This is a genomic window from Pseudoalteromonas sp. S1727 (assembly GCF_005886375.1).
GTDB classification, from domain to species: domain Bacteria; phylum Pseudomonadota; class Gammaproteobacteria; order Enterobacterales; family Alteromonadaceae; genus Pseudoalteromonas; species Pseudoalteromonas haloplanktis.
In genome coordinates this window covers 1-17,793 of the sequence record NZ_PNDT01000024.1, presented here as the reverse complement: position 1 = coordinate 17,793, position 17,793 = coordinate 1, and the positions used below count along the sequence as shown (strand labels likewise).

The 17,793-nt window shown below is 41.6% G+C and carries 19 protein-coding genes and 1 riboswitch; of the genes, 4 read left to right on the top strand and 15 right to left on the bottom strand.

Going from position 1 to position 17,793, the window contains the following annotated elements; genetic code table 11:
• The first annotated feature begins 14 nt into the window (after positions 1-14).
• Positions 15-1,241 carry an ATP-dependent RNA helicase SrmB gene (gene srmB / locus CWB85_RS07575; RefSeq protein WP_138554563.1) on the top strand — a complete coding sequence of 409 codons (1,227 nt, stop codon included), beginning with the start codon at positions 15-17 and terminating at the stop codon, positions 1,239-1,241.
• Between the two features lie 60 nt (positions 1,242-1,301).
• Here the strand turns inward: srmB and CWB85_RS07570 are convergent, their stop codons facing one another.
• A complete protein-coding gene (locus CWB85_RS07570; protein WP_138554562.1) occupies positions 1,302-3,392 on the bottom strand; it encodes a S8 family serine peptidase in 2,091 nt (696 codons plus the stop codon).
• Between the two features lie 457 nt (positions 3,393-3,849).
• On the opposite strand from CWB85_RS07570, the gene CWB85_RS07565 reads away from it, so the two are divergent.
• Positions 3,850-4,173 carry a BON domain-containing protein gene (locus tag CWB85_RS07565; RefSeq protein WP_016709893.1) on the top strand — a complete coding sequence of 108 codons (324 nt, stop codon included), beginning with the start codon at positions 3,850-3,852 and terminating at the stop codon, positions 4,171-4,173.
• A gap of 197 nt (positions 4,174-4,370) precedes the next feature.
• Here the strand turns inward: CWB85_RS07565 and CWB85_RS07560 are convergent, their stop codons facing one another.
• From CWB85_RS07560 to yaaA, 4 genes are all read right to left on the bottom strand, one after another.
• On the bottom strand, positions 4,371-4,565 hold the full coding sequence (locus CWB85_RS07560; protein WP_080571552.1) for a DUF1289 domain-containing protein: 195 nt from the start codon (positions 4,563-4,565) through the stop codon (positions 4,371-4,373).
• A gap of 103 nt (positions 4,566-4,668) precedes the next feature.
• Positions 4,669-5,148: a DUF2059 domain-containing protein gene (locus tag CWB85_RS07555; protein ID WP_016709894.1), complete on the bottom strand. Its 480-nt coding sequence runs from the start codon at positions 5,146-5,148 to the stop codon at positions 4,669-4,671.
• A 189-nt stretch (positions 5,149-5,337) separates the two neighbouring features.
• Positions 5,338-6,249 (bottom strand): mechanosensitive ion channel family protein, encoded by a 912-nt coding sequence (locus tag CWB85_RS07550; protein ID WP_138554561.1) that lies wholly within the window; start codon positions 6,247-6,249, stop codon positions 5,338-5,340.
• A gap of 106 nt (positions 6,250-6,355) precedes the next feature.
• Positions 6,356-7,135 carry a peroxide stress protein YaaA gene (yaaA, locus tag CWB85_RS07545; protein ID WP_138554560.1) on the bottom strand — a complete coding sequence of 260 codons (780 nt, stop codon included), beginning with the start codon at positions 7,133-7,135 and terminating at the stop codon, positions 6,356-6,358.
• Positions 7,136-7,368: 233 nt separating this feature from the next.
• On the opposite strand from yaaA, the gene tal reads away from it, so the two are divergent.
• Both tal and CWB85_RS07535 read left to right on the top strand, forming a co-directional pair.
• The gene (gene tal / locus CWB85_RS07540) at positions 7,369-8,319 is read left to right on the top strand and encodes a transaldolase (RefSeq protein ID WP_016709897.1); all 951 of its coding nucleotides are present in this window, start codon (positions 7,369-7,371) and stop codon (positions 8,317-8,319) included.
• 192 nt (positions 8,320-8,511) lie between these two features.
• Positions 8,512-8,700: a DUF3545 family protein gene (locus CWB85_RS07535; RefSeq protein ID WP_016709898.1), complete on the top strand. Its 189-nt coding sequence runs from the start codon at positions 8,512-8,514 to the stop codon at positions 8,698-8,700.
• A gap of 181 nt (positions 8,701-8,881) precedes the next feature.
• Here the strand turns inward: CWB85_RS07535 and ung are convergent, their stop codons facing one another.
• From ung to CWB85_RS07485, 10 genes are all read right to left on the bottom strand, one after another.
• Positions 8,882-9,544, bottom strand: a complete 663-nt coding sequence (ung, locus tag CWB85_RS07530) for a uracil-DNA glycosylase (protein WP_016709899.1) — start codon at positions 9,542-9,544, stop codon at positions 8,882-8,884.
• A complete protein-coding gene (locus tag CWB85_RS07525; protein WP_016709900.1) occupies positions 9,544-10,392 on the bottom strand; it encodes a cobalamin-binding protein in 849 nt (282 codons plus the stop codon). Before CWB85_RS07525 ends, ung begins: the two co-directional genes overlap by 1 nt.
• Entirely contained in the window at positions 10,392-10,991 is a 600-nt protein-coding gene (gene cobO, locus CWB85_RS07520) for a cob(I)yrinic acid a,c-diamide adenosyltransferase (protein WP_138554559.1), read from the bottom strand. Before cobO ends, CWB85_RS07525 begins: the two co-directional genes overlap by 1 nt.
• On the bottom strand, positions 10,988-12,478 hold the full coding sequence (locus CWB85_RS07515) for a cobyric acid synthase (protein ID WP_138554558.1): 1,491 nt from the start codon (positions 12,476-12,478) through the stop codon (positions 10,988-10,990). The genes cobO and CWB85_RS07515 overlap by 4 nt, the downstream gene beginning before the upstream one ends.
• The gene (gene cobU, locus CWB85_RS07510; RefSeq protein WP_138554557.1) at positions 12,475-13,002 is read right to left on the bottom strand and encodes a bifunctional adenosylcobinamide kinase/adenosylcobinamide-phosphate guanylyltransferase; all 528 of its coding nucleotides are present in this window, start codon (positions 13,000-13,002) and stop codon (positions 12,475-12,477) included. Before cobU ends, CWB85_RS07515 begins: the two co-directional genes overlap by 4 nt.
• Positions 12,999-13,799: an adenosylcobinamide-GDP ribazoletransferase gene (locus tag CWB85_RS07505; RefSeq protein ID WP_016709904.1), complete on the bottom strand. Its 801-nt coding sequence runs from the start codon at positions 13,797-13,799 to the stop codon at positions 12,999-13,001. Before CWB85_RS07505 ends, cobU begins: the two co-directional genes overlap by 4 nt.
• Positions 13,799-14,863: a nicotinate-nucleotide--dimethylbenzimidazole phosphoribosyltransferase gene (gene cobT / locus CWB85_RS07500; protein WP_016709905.1), complete on the bottom strand. Its 1,065-nt coding sequence runs from the start codon at positions 14,861-14,863 to the stop codon at positions 13,799-13,801. Before cobT ends, CWB85_RS07505 begins: the two co-directional genes overlap by 1 nt.
• A gap of 3 nt (positions 14,864-14,866) precedes the next feature.
• Positions 14,867-15,862, bottom strand: a complete 996-nt coding sequence (locus CWB85_RS07495; protein ID WP_016709906.1) for a FecCD family ABC transporter permease — start codon at positions 15,860-15,862, stop codon at positions 14,867-14,869.
• On the bottom strand, positions 15,852-16,685 hold the full coding sequence (locus tag CWB85_RS07490; RefSeq protein WP_138554556.1) for an ABC transporter ATP-binding protein: 834 nt from the start codon (positions 16,683-16,685) through the stop codon (positions 15,852-15,854). The genes CWB85_RS07495 and CWB85_RS07490 overlap by 11 nt, the downstream gene beginning before the upstream one ends.
• 84 nt (positions 16,686-16,769) lie before the next feature.
• Positions 16,770-16,894: riboswitch (cobalamin riboswitch) on the bottom strand.
• Between the two features lie 39 nt (positions 16,895-16,933).
• Positions 16,934-17,548 carry a histidine phosphatase family protein gene (locus tag CWB85_RS07485; protein ID WP_016709908.1) on the bottom strand — a complete coding sequence of 205 codons (615 nt, stop codon included), beginning with the start codon at positions 17,546-17,548 and terminating at the stop codon, positions 16,934-16,936.
• Between the last annotated feature and the right edge of the window lie 245 nt (positions 17,549-17,793).

Sequence of the window (17,793 nt, the reverse complement as noted above, 5' to 3'; positions counted from 1 at the left end):
ATTTTTGACACTCTATGCAATTTTCTGATTTTGATATTGATAACAAGCTACTGCAAGCCGTTGCTAAAATGGGTTACGAAACCCCAACGAGCATCCAACAACAAGCTATTCCTGAAGCGCTGCAAGGGCGAGACATTTTAGCTTCTGCACCTACCGGTACTGGTAAAACAGCTGCATTTTTGATCCCAGCTATTCAATACCTACTTGATTTTCCACGTCGGGAGCCAGGCTTCGCCCGCGTTTTGATCATGACGCCAACCCGTGAGTTAGCTTATCAAATTCATGAACAATGTGAACTACTTGCTAAAGGCACCAACCTTAAGATTGGGGTGGTAACTGGCGGTATTAACTACGGTACGCATAAAGAAATATTTGAAAAAAATAACGACATTCTAATCGCCACACCGGGGCGATTAATGGAATATTTAGAAACTGAAAACTTCCACGCCGAAAACGTCGAAATGCTTATTTTAGACGAAGCCGACCGCATGCTCGACATGGGCTTTCGTAAAGAAATGATGCGCATTTGTGAAGAAGCTAAAAATCGACGCCAATGCTTTTTGTTCTCAGCCACCCTTGAAGGCGACAGTGTTGAGCGTTTTGCTGAGCAAATATTAAATGACCCTGCGCTACTTGAAGCTGAGTCATCACGAAAAGAAAAAGCCAAAATCCATCAATGGATCCATTTAGCCGATGACTACCATCATAAACTCGAGTTATTAGTTAATACACTAAATGGCCCTGATGTTAGCAAAGCGATTGTGTTTGTAAAAACCCGTGAACGCCTTGAAACCTTAATTGGTGAACTCACTAACAACGGTGTTAAAGCAGCATGGTTACGTGGTGAAATGCCACAAGACAAGCGTATGAAGGCAATGGAAAACTTCCACAGTGGCCGCACTAAAATACTCGTGGCCACTGATGTTGCTGCCCGAGGAATTGATGTGGCAGATATCAGCCATGTCATTAACTTTGATATGCCACGTACTGCAGATGTATATGTGCACCGTATTGGCCGTACTGGTCGCGCGGGTAAAAAAGGCATTGCGATTTCATTAGTGGAAGCCCACGATATTGCAATTGTAGCCAAAGTAGAACGTTACACAGAGCAAAAGCTTAAACGTCGTGTTATTAAAGGGCTCGAGCCAAAACATAAAGAAGCTAAGTTGCCAATTAAAAAACTCAAAGATCCGGCAAAAATTAAAGCCCGCAAAAAGGCGAAAGCTAAGAAAAAGAAGTAATCATTTTCTTTAATGTGTACAAAAGCCGAGACTGTTATAGCCTCGGCTTTTTAGTATAACTTACTGGCATTTACCTAAATTTTTCCATACCGCCCATGCAGATGAATTATCAGCAGGGTTGGCACCTTGTGTCCACCACTTAGCGCTGTAACGGTTGCCACTATAGGCGACTTCATTTCCTGCGGTGTAGGCCGTTGAGGCACTCCACGCAGCTAAACCACTGCAACCTGCTGGTGGCGTATCACCATCAGTTACTATCACTGTTTTTACTAAACTGTGATTGAGGCCTTGCGCATCACTTACTGTTAATTTTACTTCATAAGAGCCGGGAGCTTGATAAGTATGAGTTGGTGTTTTTGCATTGGCTGCATTACCGTCGCCAAACGTCCAGTTATAAGCCGTTACCGCTACATCATCGGTTGATGCGTTAGTAAAGCTCACCGCTAAACCAGTTACGCTAAAATCAAAGTTAGCTTTTGGCGCTTGATTTACAGCACCACCACCGCTACTTTGACAGTTACCTTGACGTGACCATACATTCGAAAAGACTGCCGGACTTGCACCCGTTGACCACCAAGTTGCTTTATATTTAGCTTGGTTATACTCAACTAAATCACCGACACGGTATGCTTTTGCTGCATCCCAACTTGCTAAACCATCACACCCACCTACCGGGGTCGATGAAACCGTCACCGTCTGACTGCGTTGATTTGTTTGCCCTATCGTATCCGTCACTTCTAAAACAACCGTGTAGTTACCTTCTGCTGCATAAGTATGAACAGGGTTTTGCGTGCTTGCAGTATTTCCATCACCAAAACTCCAGCTATAACTGCTAATGCCTTTATCATCAGTGGATGTATTACTGAATGTCACTTGTTTGTCATTTACCGAGGCACTAAAGCGCGCGACTGGTGCATTATCAACACCACTGCCACCACCACATTCAGATTGCGCTAAATAATCATAAGCATCTTTTGCTTTAACAATACCAAAGCCGTATGACGTATCACGCCCTGGTGTGCCTTTGTCTTGGGCTGTTACATTAAGTGCATCACGAATTTGTTGATTACTACAATTTGGAAAGTAACTCCATACTAGTGCTGCAACACCCGATACATGCGGTGTCGCCATTGAGGTACCACTAATACTTTTATAACCGCCGTTATTCCACGTTGAATTAGTGCCTACACCCGGCGCTGCAATTTCAACTTGTGAGTTATATTGTGAGAAGGAAGCTTTATTGCCATTACGATCAACCGCAGCCACCGATACCACAGAGTCATACGATGCCGGGTAGCTTAGCGAGCTATTTGCATCATTACCTGCCGCCGCAATATGTAACATGCCTTGCGCATAACTATTGGCAAATGCTTGACGTTCAGCATTAGATGATTGTGGTCCCCCTAAGCTCATACTTGTCACACTTGCACCTGCTGACTGACACTGAGCAATTGCAGCAACAAGATCAGAGCCGTATGCCCAGTGACCTTGATCGTTAAATACCTTAACTATATGCAGCCCTAATTGACCCGATGAATTAACCCCAACAACGCCCAACCCATTACCGCCAAGTGCCGCAATGGTTCCCGCTACGTGAGTACCGTGACCATTACCATCGTTGTACCAATTCCCCGTATTATTAGCACCATATCCATCACTACCTGTGATCCCTGTATTTGGTAAGTCAGGATGGTTAAGTGCATAACCGGTATCCATAATACATACTTTTTGATTACCAGTTAGATTGTCTGATAACTGTTGAGCTTGTACCATAGTGATCCCATAAGGCGTGCTCTCAGCCATTAAATAGCGCTTTGGATCTACTTCGATACTGGCCACATCCTCACTTTGCAACAATCGCGCTTTTTGCTCCGCCGTTAAAACCACCGCCATAGCATTAATATCTGGTAAACTTTGCAGCACTTCTACATTTGCTTGCAGAGCAATATCACTCATCAAATTCATTTTAATCGTATCAACGTGGGCTTTACTGCGCGCAAACGCAGTGTGTACCGCTGCTGTTTGCTCTGATAAATGCACGATAAAACGCGCTGATTCTACTTGCTCTGCCATTGCAGTGCTTGCAGTTGATAATAGAATCGCACTCGCTAATGCAGTTATTTTCAATGCGGGGGTTTTCGACGCTTTCATTTTAAAATCCTTGGATGTAAATTTAAATAAGCTATGAATTTACAATTAATTCACAACCCTTTAATGGAAACACCACAAGACAACGCTGTCAACTTAGTAATTGCAATCTATTAAAGTTTAAAATAGAGCAATTAATCTATTGTAATTTAAAGAGAATTATTTCATTTAAATATTTATCCCAAAACTCAGCTACACACCTTTAATTTATTAAGGAATGACATTCTCTGTAAATTAAATGTTACAAACAGCTATATACTGTATTAATCTAATAAAGCTAAAAAAGGAACAAATAAATCTAAAATAATGACCACTCATCGTATTTTTTACTCAGTAGAATGTAAAAAATTCTTAAGGTCACTATGAAAATATTAAATATCTTTAATTTACAATAGGTTAATTTTGGAATGGAATTTGTAACTAAGTAAATGTCATTCACTAAGCAAACTTGAGGGAAATCATGAACCGCTTTAAATTAACTGTATCATTAGTATCACTATGCTGTGTATTTTTACTCGCCTGTGCAACACAAGTCAGTGCAGCCACCAGCACGATTATGATCAGCAGCGTTTCTCCTCAGCCAACTTTACAACAAGCAATAATTGATAAACTACGCCGCAACCCAAACCTAAATCTTACACAACTGCAAGTGCATGTTGATGGCAACAAAATAGCCCTGTACGGCCAAGCTGCAACCGGTTTTGAACGCGCACTGGCACAAAAGTTTTTAGAAAACACCCAAGGTATCGCTATCATAGAAAATAAAATGCAGGTGAGAAATTAAAGAGCTTAGAGAGGCTAGGTTGGAGAATTTAATTGCTCGTTGTGTTTCTATTTAGTGCTTTATTAGTGCTGATTTTTATATTCACAAAAGTTCAACCCTCTTCAATATTGTAATGGCATGTAGTATCAAGTAAACAGTCAGTTCGAACTTAATGCCTGCCAATATAAAATTAATAGCACGAAGATAATTCATCATAATTATTTATGTCGGGCGTTTTTGCGGTTTTGGCATTCATTAAGAATATGCTGTTTTTGTTCTGGGTTGGCGCTGTGCCAAGCTAGGATTTCAGCTAGGGTTCTAAAGCAGCCGAGGCAAATATCATTGCCATCCAAACAGCAATGACGAATACATGGATTGTCGGGCTGCTTGGTGTTCAACTTATGACTATCCATTTTGAACCCCGCGTCGTTATTACTTACTAGACAGTAGCGGGGGTTTTTAGCTGTGTCTAATAAGTAATCTTAAAAAGCAGCACGCAATCATACAAAGCTAACTTTACTTACCTTGATGTTTTGCTAAGAATGGTTGTAGTCTTTCAAGCAGTAGGCCTTGTTTTAACTGCCCTTCTTGCATACCTAACTGCGCACCTATTTGCATTAGCTCTGGTGATTTAGCAAGAAACTTTTGCCCTGTGGGTGTTTCATAAAAGGCGATTAACTCATTGATTTCTTTTTCAGTAAAATTCTCAGAGTAGATTTCAACTAATTCTGTTAAAATTGCTTGTTGATCAAAATCATACTTAAACCAATCTCGGTAAATGTTTTTCAACTCTTCTTTCGCCGCGGCATCTAATTGTAACTGTACCGCCATTTGCTCAATAACTGGTAACATTGCTTCAAAACCACCATTCATCTGCTTATCCATGCCCATTACTGAGAACATTCTTTCAACTGAGCTGGTTGCCTGCTCTTGTGCATAGGTGGGATTGGTTAATATTAATAGTGAGAATGCGCATATTGATACTAGTTTTTTCATTGTAACTTCCTTATAGGGGATAAATAAACCTGTACTTATCTTACTCTTATTGCTGCTATTTCTCAGTAAAAAACTTAATACAGGAAATATGCGCAAAGCAAAATCCTATTGCCACCAGCATATATGTGTAAATTAGCACTATCAGCAAGTAAATATTACCTGCTGATACACTGACTCTAAAGCGAGTAATTACTCAGTCTGCTGTTGCTTTTCACTGATCATTGCATCGAGTTTCTCGCCGCCTTTGATACCAAAATCAAGGGTGCGAATTGGGAATGGAATACTAATATCAGCATCACTTAGTGCTTGCTTAACGGCTACAATTGCTTTGTGGCGTACTGTCATAAAGTCAGCCTCACCGGGGTATTTGATCCAAAACCACACCAGTAAGTTGACACTGCTGTCACCAAAACTTTCAGCATATACTGCGGTTTCCTGCTGTTTAATAACAAAATCAAATTCATTAATTTTTTTAACTATCACCTCAGCGGCAAGCTCAGGATCATCACCGTATGAAATACCCACCGGTACTTCAATACGGCGCACGCCTAAGGTACTGTAATTACGTAATACATTACGAAACAGTATTTTGTTAGGCACTAAAATTAATTGCCCGTAGAAGTTTTCCACCAAAGTGTTGCGTAGATTTATTGACTTAACAGTGCCAAACACATCATCGGTTTTAATTACATCGCCGGTTTTAAAAGGCTTGCGGATCCCCATAGCTATCCCCGCAATAAGGTTTTCGGTCATATCTTGAAAAGCAAAACCAATGGCAAGGCCCACAATCCCCGCACCGGCAAGCAGTGAGGTCACTGTGCCTTTGAGCCCCATAAAATCAAGTGCAACAAATAATCCCACGCACAATATTATCATTTTAAATATTGATGCCATCAAATCGGCAATTTGTTTAGAGTCCAAAGAGCGGCGTAATAAGTTACGCATCATCGAGCCTAAAAAGCGAGCGAGGATAGAAAATACAATGGCAATGATCACTGCCACTATAAAATTGGGAATGTGGCTTATGACAACATCAAACCAGCCACCGAGTTTCTCTTCTATTAACTTTTCAGCTTCACTGATAGAAGGTATTTTCAACATTATTTAACCCTAAGTATTCTTACATATACTCAAGGTACTGCAAAATAAGCGCCAAAACGTAAAGCCATGGATTGCATGGCTATGTAAACTGAGCGATGTTTAAAAATTAATTTTGCTCGTCACGCATAAATACCGGCTCAAGTGCTTTTTGACTCGCTTCTTCACTGTAGTAGTAACCATCAACAGTAAACTTTTTCAGCTCACTTAACTGCGTGATTTTATTTTCAATAATGTAGCGTGCCATTAAGCCGCGGGCTTTTTTAGCGTAAAAGCTAATAATTTTATATTGGCCGTTTTTACAGTCTTTAAAGTGTGGAGTAATGATTTGCGCATTTAAGGTTTTTTTATCAACCGCTTTAAAATACTCGTTTGATGCAAGATTTACTAAATATTGGCTATCTTGCTCAGCGAGAACAGTATTGAGCTTATCGGCAATAATGCTGCCCCAAAACTCATATAAGTTTTTGCCACGGCTATTTTCAAGCTTAGTGCCCATTTCTAAGCGATACGCTTGCATTAAATCAAGCGGTTTTAATAACCCATAAAGGCCTGACAAAATACGTAAATGGCTTTGTGCGTAATCAAGTTGCCCAGCAGTTAAACTGTTTGCATCTAAACCACCGTATACATCGCCATTAAAAGCCATTACAGCTTGTTTGGCGTTGTCGGTAGTAAACGGTTGTGACCATTCGCTAAAGCGTGCAGCATTGAGGCCGGCAAGCTTATCGCTTATTTTCATTAAACTGCTAATCTGCGCCGGTGTTAACTCCCGACACACAGTCATTAACTCTTCGCTGTGCTCAAGTAACTCAGGTTGCGTGAATTTATCGGTACTTGCTTGGCTCTCGTAATCTAAATTTTTTGCAGGTGAAATAACAGTGATCATAGTTAGCTATTGACTTGGAAATTATTTAATGTCAATTTCAACATTAAATGAAACGAAAAGCACGTTTTGTTTGTATCAATCTTATGATACCTACCTTATTCGCATAGCAAATTAAACGATGCGCCTTCGTTCTTTACTGATACGGACATAAGACCTATAAAGCACTGTCACAGTGTTGCAGTATAAGGTAGTTACAGTATTTTCTTTTAACTTGCTTGGAATGAGGAAAGCAAATGACTTCAGCTCTACAAAGGCTCAAACAACATTCATCTATCGTAGCGGACACTGGTGATATTGAAGCGATTAAGAAACACCAACCAGAAGATGCAACAACTAACCCTTCACTGCTATTAAAGGCTAGTGAAATTGCAGCCTACAAACCATATTTAGATAAAGCGTGGAGTTATGCTAAAGAAACCGAGCAAGACGCTGCAAAACAATTAGAGCTCGCGTGTGATTACTTTGCGGTATTACTTGGTAAAGAGATCAGTGAAATTGTACCTGGCTACATTTCTACCGAAGTTGATGCACGTTTATCGTTTGATACTCAGGCAACCATAGCTAAAGCACATACTTTACTGAGCCTTTATGAAAAAGAAGGTGTCAACAAAGATAAAATTTTAATTAAAATAGCCTCAACATGGGAAGGTATTAAAGCCGCTGAACAACTTGAGAAAGAAGGTACTAAGTGTAACCTGACTTTATTGTTTAGTGATGCTCAGGCTCGTGCATGTGCCGATGCTAACGTATTTTTGATTTCACCATTTGTGGGCCGTATTCTTGATTGGCACGTTGCCAACGGCATGGAAAAGCCTACGGATCCATTGCAAGATCCTGGTGTGCAATCAGTACGTAGCATTTTTGAATTTTATAAACGCCATGATTACAAAACCGTGGTTATGGGTGCAAGCTTCCGTAACACCGGTGAAATCATCGCCTTAACGGGTTGTGACAAGCTAACGATCAGCCCTAACCTATTAGAAGAGTTAGGCAACCTTGAAGGCGCACAAGAGTATTTACTTGAAAGTGATATTGCTAAAGAGCCAAAGCCTGCGCCACTGACAGAAACACAATTTCGTTGGTTGCATAATCAAGATGCGATGGCGACTGAAAAACTAGCCGAAGGTATTCGCTCATTTGCAGACGCGCAAGAGCAGCTAGAAGCACGCTTTAAAGCAATGTAAACGGCTTTATCGACTCGTTAACTAATGAAAGATTAAACGTCGCATATGCGGCGTTTTTTTATGCAAAAATATAATCCCTATTCATTAATTTATCACTTATTTGTAACATAACCGTCACTTTTTTGTTCTATTTTAGTTTGGCCTGTGGTATAGGTATTTTCGAGGTTCAAAAAAATTCAATAGGAGAAGTTCATGGATAGCCTAGACGATATTTTAGAAATGTTAGAAGGTCCTGATACAACAAGAAAGACCTCTCAGAAAAATAAAAAGAGAAAATGGCGTGAGATCGAAGCTTTAAAAGATAAGCAACGTTTACGTAAAGAACTACAGGAACTAGATTTTTTTGCAGACAATATTGCGATTGATGAATTAGATTTTTAATTTAACTACGCAGTAAAACTAACCAACTAAAAAGGCCCTTGCTTAACTGCCAGGGCCTTTGTTTTATCGGTAAATATATATTGCGCGTTGCCTACCCCACGTAATTAAGACTTGTGTAGCAGCGATTTTACATCGCGACTGAATTTTATATTTGCGCGGGGTAAACCCGCGCCTACAATTCTTAAACTTGCCAATCGATCGCGGTTTTACCTTGCTGGGTTAATAACTGATTGGTTGTAGAAAAATGCTGACAACCAAAAAAGCCACGATGGGCAGACAACGGCGAAGGATGTGGGCCATTTAAAACATGATGACGGTTGCTATCAATGCCCTTCCCTTTTTTTTGCGCATGAGCACCCCATAAAATAAACACCACACCCTCGCAGTGTTGGTTAATATGGGCAATCACTTGATCAGTAAACTGCTCCCACCCCAAATGCTTATGCGAATGAGCTTGGCCTTGTTCAACCGTTAATACGGTATTGAGTAAAAACACCCCCTGCTCTGCCCAACGTTGTAAATAACCATGTGTTGGAATGCTGAAACCTAGAATATCAGCCGCCAGCTCTTTATAAATATTTTTTAATGACGGCGGCAGTTTACTGACTTCAGGCAACACAGAGAAACACAAACCATGCGCTTGCCCTTCGCCGTGATATGGATCTTGTCCTAAGATCACGACTTTTATTTCACTCAGCGGTGTTGCATCAAAAGCGCTAAATACCTGTGATTGAGGCGGATATACCGCGATGCCTTCGCTGCGCTTTTGTGCTACCGTATCAAGCGTCTGTTGCATATAAGGTTTTGCACATTCGGTTGTTAAAAAGTCTTGCCAATCACTCATTATGGCTCCTTAATTATTGCGCGTGAATCATCTATTTTAATACACATATCATCAAGGCCATCAATCATCCGTGTTGTAAAACGGTGTAATAAATCAGCATTTACACTAATAAACTGCTTATACTTCACTGCGGGCACCTCAGGCCATTGCGACCAATCAATCACAGCTTGTTGCTGCTGTGACTTTTCGTCGGGTAATATAATCACTTCAGGCTTTGCCACCACAACATTTTCAATGCTGATCTGCGGGTAGTCAGTACGGCTGTTTGCAAATACATTGCGCCCTTGGCAAATATCGATTAGCTGATTGATCCAAGTATTTTTACCCACCGTCATCATTGGCTCAGGCCATAATTGATAAAATACTGCTACCTCTGTTTTATGTTGGTATTCAGCTCTGATAGCAGCAATTTTATCTGCAAATTCAATTGCAGCTTGCTCGGCAGCTTGCTCTCTCCCAGTCAGCATTCCTAAGCGGCGCAACTCATTTGGCACTTTATCGACTTCGCTGGCATCGCTGTAAGCAACGTCAATTCCAAAGCGCTCAATACGCGCTAAGTCTTCTGCTTTACTGCCTGTTTTCCAAGCTAAGACTAAATCGGGCTTAAGCGCTAATAGCTTTTCTAGCTGAATCCCTTGATGGCCACCAATGCGGGGGATATCGTTAGCTGCTGCTGGAAAGTCTGCATATTCAACTGTGCCAACTATTTGCTCGCCCGCACCTATGGTATAGAGGTTTTCAACAATATGGGGAGCTAGCGCGATAATTCTTAACTGCTGTTTGCTCGTAGCTGCAATAACACTAAAGCTGTGTAAGATAACTAATAAAAAAAAGGCTAACCTAACCATTAGTAATCAAAGCCTATTTGCGCTTTAACGCCTGCGTCAAACGCATGCTTAACATTGCGTACTTCACTGACGGTATCGGCTAAATCAGTTAACTTACGATGCGCGCCACGACCTGTCACAATCACAGACTGCATTGGCGGACGATTAGCTATCACTTCAAGCGCTTCATCTAAATCAATATAGCCATAGGTGATCATATAGGTGATCTCATCAAGTAATACTAAGTTTATTGATTCATCTGCCAGCATACGTTTAGCTTCTTGCCACGTTGCTTGCGCCGCTGCGGTATCTGACTCTTTATTTTGCGTCTCCCAAGTAAATCCGGTATTCATAATAGCAAACTCAACCCCTGCACCTTGCAGTAAGTTGCGCTCGCCACAAGGCCAAGTGCCTTTTATAAACTGACATACAGCGGCTTTCATACCATGACCAACACAACGCGTTACTGTGCCAAACCCTGAGGTGGATTTTCCTTTACCGTTACCGGTGATCACCTGAAAAACGCCTTGCTCTGTCTGCGCTGCAGCAATGCGTTCATCTACCTTATTTTTTACTTTTTGTTGACGTTGCTGGTGTTTATCGTTGCTTGTGTCGCTCATAGATTACTTCCTTCCCAATCTTGGTAAATTTCTGTGATTTTTTCTAAATCTAAATATTTTTTACACATATTTGCTAAGCGTGTTAGTTGCTGCTCGCGATGTGTATCGATGTCTATTAATTGCGTAATACCACTATTGGGTAATACCCAATCAAGTATTAATTGCGTGGCTTCGCGGTTATCAAACAAGCCGTGTAAGTAAGTACCTGCTATACAATTATCGACTGATATAAAACCGTCTTGCACAACATTATGTGGATGCTGCGTAAATTTTAAAAAAGGCTTATCGAGTGCCGGGCCTTGACTACTACCAGCATGAATTTCATAGCCTGTCACTTTAGCCTGCTGTCCTTGTAAAATGATCATCCCTTGTGCTTGGGTAAGTACTTTTTGCTGCCCAAGATGAGTCACAAAATCTGCAAAGCCTAAACCTTTACAATGAGTTTGCTTGGATTCAACTTCGTCAGGATCAAAAATATCAGAGCCCAACATTTGCAAACCGCCACAAATACCGAGCAATTTACCACCGTAGCGTAAATGGCGCTTAATTTGCTCCCCCCAGCCTTCATTTTTTAAAAAGGCCAAATCGCTGATCACATTTTTACTGCCCGGAATAATAATCAGATCAACATTTGGGATTGCTTGGGTATGGCGAACATAGTTAATATCAATCTGCGGATTTAATCGCAGCGCATCAAAATCAGTATGATTACTAATATGCGGTAGCAGCAGTACTGCTATTTTTACTTTAGCTTGGGTTACTTGGTTATCAATCGCAACCGCATCTTCGGCATCTAAGGCAAGATCATGTAAATATGGTAATACACCTAACACAGGCTTCCCTGTGTATTCTTCAAGCCAATCGAGGCCACTTTGTAGTAATGCAATATCACCGCGAAAACGATTAATTACAAATCCCTTTACTCGCGCTTGTTCAGACTCGCTTAACAGTGCCAAAGTACCAACTAAGTGCGCAAATACGCCGCCCTTGTCGATATCAGCAATGATGATAACAGGGCAATCAACCGCTTCGGCGTATCCCATATTAGCAATATCACCAGCACGTAGATTGATTTCAGCAGGGCTACCCGCCCCTTCAACCACTAGCAGCTCAAACTCTTCACTTAAGCGTTGTTGCGAGGTGAGCACCGCATCCATCGCGACTTTTTTATAATCGTGGTACGCCTGTGCTTCCATATTGCTAATCGCTTTGCCGTGAATGATCACTTGTGCGCCAGTATCACTGTTTGGTTTGAGTAAAATAGGGTTAAAATCAACACGTGGCGCAATTTTAGCGGCAATAGCTTGTAATGCCTGCGCACGACCTATCTCACCGCCATCTTCGGTTACCGCGCTATTTAAAGCCATATTTTGCGGTTTGAATGGTGCAACTTTAATGCCTTGCTCGACAAATACCCGACACAGTGCCGCCACTAAGGTACTTTTACCGGCGTCTGATGTTGTGCCCTGCACCATCAATGTTTTCATTGTGATTGCCCTTTAAGTGTTAAGGCAAGACCTGCCATTATAAATTCAACACGCGCAGCTTTTACTGCAATCGCTTGGTGCAACCAACCTGATTCATCCACAAATTGACGACTAAGCTCGCCAAGCGGCACAATGCCATGACCCACTTCATTACTGACAAAAATGACTTGCCCAGGTAAGTTATCAAGGGTATTTAGCAGTGCCGTTTTTTGTTCACTCCAGCAGCTATTGCTATGACATAAACAGTTACTTAGCCACAAGGTTAAACAATCAACTAAGATGCAGTTATCTTTGCTGCTATGTGCTTGCAGTGTTGCTGCTAAGGAAATGGGTTCTTCTATTAATTGCCAATCTGTAGGGCGCTGTTGCTGGTGATGCTTAATACGCGCTTGCATTTCTTTATCATGAGCTTGTCCTGTTGCAAGGTAAATAACAGGCTTATTAGTTTGTTGTGCAAGCTGCTCTGCAAAACGGCTTTTACCGCTGCGCGCACCGCCTAAAATAAGCGTGTGATTAACGTTCATAATAGACTCACTAAAGTTAAATAAATTGCAATTTCACTTAGCTGTTGTGCCGCACCGAGGCAGTCGCCGGTGTAGCCACCTAACTGGCGTTTGAACCAACTTATTAAAATCAATCTTAAAAGCAATAAAACAGCACTGATAATTAGCGCTGATTGCCATGAAATAATACCAAGTAAAATTAAACCAGCCAGTAAAGCGGCGGCGGTTAACAGTAAAATAGTTAAACTTGTAACCGATAAATGCATCGCCAGCGGTTTTACTTTTGAGGTGGCATCTTCACTGACGTAATCCATGCTCATAATTAAACTCGTTGCCACCATACGGCTTAAACATTGTCCGAGTAAAATTGCACTCAGCACACTTGATAATGATTCACTAAGAAAGAGTAGGCTCTGAAATTTAATTAGCAGTATGATAAATAATGCCGCCGCCCCGTATGTGCCAAGACGGCTGTCTTTCATAATGGCAAGTTTTTGTTCTACCTGCCAACCGCCACCAAAGCCATCCCAAACGTCAGCCCAACCATCTTCGTGAAAAGCTCCGGTTAACAGCAGCCCTATTGCCATCATTAATAGGATGCTAATTGATGGCGGAAACAGCAGCTGGAAAACACCATAACTAAGCGCTAATAATCCACCGAGTAACAAACCAACGAAAGCAAAATAACGACTTGCTTGGTTTAAATGCGCAGTACTAACATCAAAGCGTAATTTAACAGGTATGCGAGTTAAAAAGCTGATTGCTAATAATAGTAACTGCCATTGCGTAACGTTATTGTACACTGAGTTATTTTGCATTAACTAACAACCTGCTCTACACCAGCATCAGCAAAACTCGCCATTTGATTATAAAAACCCAGTGCAGCTTGCAGTAACGGGAGACTTAGCGCCGCGCCGGTGCCCTCTCCCAAACGTAAATCGAGTTGTAGCAGTGGCTTAACATTTAGAGCCTCTAACATAAGCTGATGCCCTTGCTCATTTGAACAATGCGCAAATATTAAATACTCTTTAACTTCGGGGTTAATCGCGATAGCAACCATAGCTGCGGCGCTACAAATAAAGCCATCAACAACGACAACCATGCCTTTCTCAGCAGCACTAAGCATTGCACCTGTTATATGCACAATTTCAAACCCGCCTAACGCAGCAAGTAAAGTCATCGGATCAGCAAGGTGTGATTTATGTAATGCTAGCGCCTGCTCTACTACCGTTATTTTGCGCTTTACAATATCATCGCTCACCCCAGTGCCTTTACCTACACACTGCTGCGCGGGTAACTTTAGTATTGCCGCCATAATTGCTGCAGCACTGGTGGTGTTGCCTATACCCATTTCTCCAAATGCAACAGTATTACAACCGTTAAGATACAGCTGCTGGATAAGTTGCTTAGCATTATTAAAGCCTTGCTGCACTTGTGAGGTGCTCATCGCCATTTCAGTATTTAATGGCTTGGTGATGCTACCTAAACGACAATTGTGCACACTCGCTGCTGTGACTGGATGCAAAGTGCCACAATCAACTACTTCAAGCTGCCAGCCAAGCTGTTGGCAAAATACATTGATGGCTGCACCACCGCTGACAAAGTTAGCAACCATTTGAGAGGTAACATCACTGGGTGCTATCGACACGCCTTGCGCTGCCACACCATGATCCCCTGCAAAAACCAATAAAGTAGGCTTGCTGATACTAGGCGTGAATGCTTTAAACGCGTGTTCCTCAGCCACATTTTGGCTAAACACTGTAACCAGTTGCATAGCACATTGCTCAAGCAGTCCAAGTGCGCCTAATGGTTTGGTTTTTTGATTTATTTTATCAGCGATTATATGGCTAAACTGGTTCGTCATTGTGGGTATATTAAACATCGGTTAGCTCTCTCGCTTGCGAAAATAAAGTAACGATAAAAAGAACACACTACCAATTGCAGAGGTGATCACGCCAATAGGTAACTCTTGATTGGCAAGTAGAATACGCGACAACACATCAACCCATACCATAAATGTGCCACCAACCAGTGCGGTCATCATTAAGCCACTGGGTGTGCCTTGGGAAATAAAAAAGCGCACAATATGCGGGATCATCAAACCAACAAAACCTATGCCGCCACACATGGCGACTAATACAGCAGTGATCAAAGAGCTAAGTATCAACATTAATAGTCGAAAACGTTGCACCGGGATACCTAGCGTTACAGCACTTTCATCACCTAATAACATTGCATTGAGCTGACGGCGAAAACCTATCATTATCGCTGTACAACTTAAAATAACTAAAGCAGGTAACCAGAGTGTTTCCCAATGAGCACGAGCAAAGCTGCCTAACGTCCAAAATAAAATAGCGGTGATCGCCTGTGGATCGCTAAAGTACAACAATAAACTAGTAAATGCGCTAAATAAAAATGAGAGCGCCACCCCTGCTAATAACATGGTTTCAACTTGCCCACGACCTGCCCGCCCAGCAATAAAAACCAGTAATAACATCGTAACCAAACTGCCAACAAACGCTGCCGCAGACATGCTGATTCCAGCACTTACACCAGTGATGGTAATAAAGCACACCACGCCAAATGACGCGCCCGATGAAATACCAAATAAATAAGGATCGGCCAACGGGTTACGCGTCACTGTTTGTAAAATTAACCCAGCAATCGCTAAACCAGAACCTGCTAAAAAAGCCAATAAGGTACGCGGCATCCGTAATTGCCAGATGATTCTTTCAATAAAGGAGTCATGCCCTTGCCCTATAAGACTATGGTACACATCAATGAACTTACTGGGGGCAGCACCAAAGCTCAATGCAATAAAAATACTGACAACTGCCAATATTAATGCAGTGACAACAGCTAGAGAGTGATTATTTGCCATTAGTCACTCCCGTCTGATAACCATAAAAGTAGGTAATATGCGGAATCACCTTGTCTAATTGCTCGCTTTGAGGATGCGGGGATACCTCAGCGCACACGCCAAATACATCGCTGAGCATTTTTTCAGTGATCACTTGCTCTGGTGTGCCTGATGCAACTAATCGGCCTTTTTTGAGAACCAACAATTCATCACACATACTCGCAGCGAGATTCAGGTCATGAAACGATGCTAAAACGGTCACATTAAGCGACTTAGCCAATTCCATTAGTTGAATTTGATATTTAATATCTAAATGACTAGTAGGCTCATCCATAATGAGTAATTTGGGGCCTTGTACAATAGAGCGCGCAATTAATGCCCGTTGCTTTTCGCCACCCGAAAGAGAATCAAACGATTGCTGACAATGATGGCTCAAGCCAACTTGTTCAATCGCCTGTAAAATTAGTTCTTTATCCGTTGTTGTGGTAGAACTAAATAAGCTTTTGTGGGGGGTAAGCCCAAGACTTACAACATCATAAAGAGATAAGTTAAATTGCGAAGGTGTTTCCTGCAGTACAACGGCTACCTGTTTAGCATACTCATCCGCACTTAACTGCCAGATGTTCTGTCCGGCAAAGGCAACCTCGCCACTGCCTGGCTTGCTATAACGGTATAAACAACGCAGTAAGCTTGATTTACCTGCACCATTGGGGCCTAACAAACCGATGAACTGCCCTGCTTTTATCGAAAAATCGATACTTTGCAAAATAGTAGTACTGGCTACAGACCAAGATAAGTTGGTAACTTTAAGTAAAGGAGGTGGCGCTGCGTCAGGTGTATGCAATGTGTTGTTCTCTCTGGCGATAGCAAACCCACAGCACTACAACCCATAACATTTATGGTGAAAATAGAAGAGTTAACCCGCTCGTTGATTCAAATTAACGTATTTTGTATCTGACTTATCACCCAGGTGACTTACAGTTGCGGGTACAGTTGAGGACTTTCACCCCATTCCAAAATACATAAGGCTCTATTATGGGCAGGTGAATAAATATTTCAATGAATATCTTTCTAGATGGCTAGTAATCGTATTTAAAAAATAATTCTAGGCCATGCATGACCACTTTCATCAATAAAAACCTCAATGCACACATGCTTACCATAGCCGATGGAGAAAATATTTTGTTGCTGAGATTGTTTAGGTAACTGGCAAATTATCGCGAGCAGCTGTTTGATCACTCCTGCATGAGTGATCACCAACTGCGCTTGAGTGTTGGTTTTTGCAATATCAATTAGTAAAGTGTGCCACCATGTCGCAATCCGTTCATAAAATTCAGCCATGCGCTCGCCACCGGGCGGAGTAACATGCCATGGTTCTTGCCAAAAATCACCAATACTCGGACTATGTGTTTGTTGCCATAAAAATTCATATTTACAACCATCCCACTCGCCAAAGTTATACTCTCGGATTTGATCCGTTAACACTAGGGGGATTTGTTGGCGATTAGCAAGCTCAGTTGCAAATACGCTGCAACGTATTAGCGTAGAACTAATAATGCGTTCTATACCCGTAATTCCGGCAACGGCAGAGTTTAACTGTTCGACACCATTTTTGCTTAATGCAAAATCGGTATGTCCGGCCAAAACACCTTGCTCAACAAGTTCTCCATGACGTAATAAATAAACACGACTAGAAAATGGTGTCATAACATCCTTAGTAAAAATAATGAATCGAGCTTTGAGTTATTAAGTAATACCAATCATATCAAGTTACTGACCATTTATAGCGACAGATAAATGGCGTGATAACAAGGCATAAATTTTGACATGTAGTTGTTCTCGGCAATTGCTTCTGCATTACTCTACCTCCTGCATCCATGCAGTCATTTATACGCAGTTAGCGCTTTATTTAGCTCGCTAGAATGGTTAAATATTTAAATTGATTGATATTA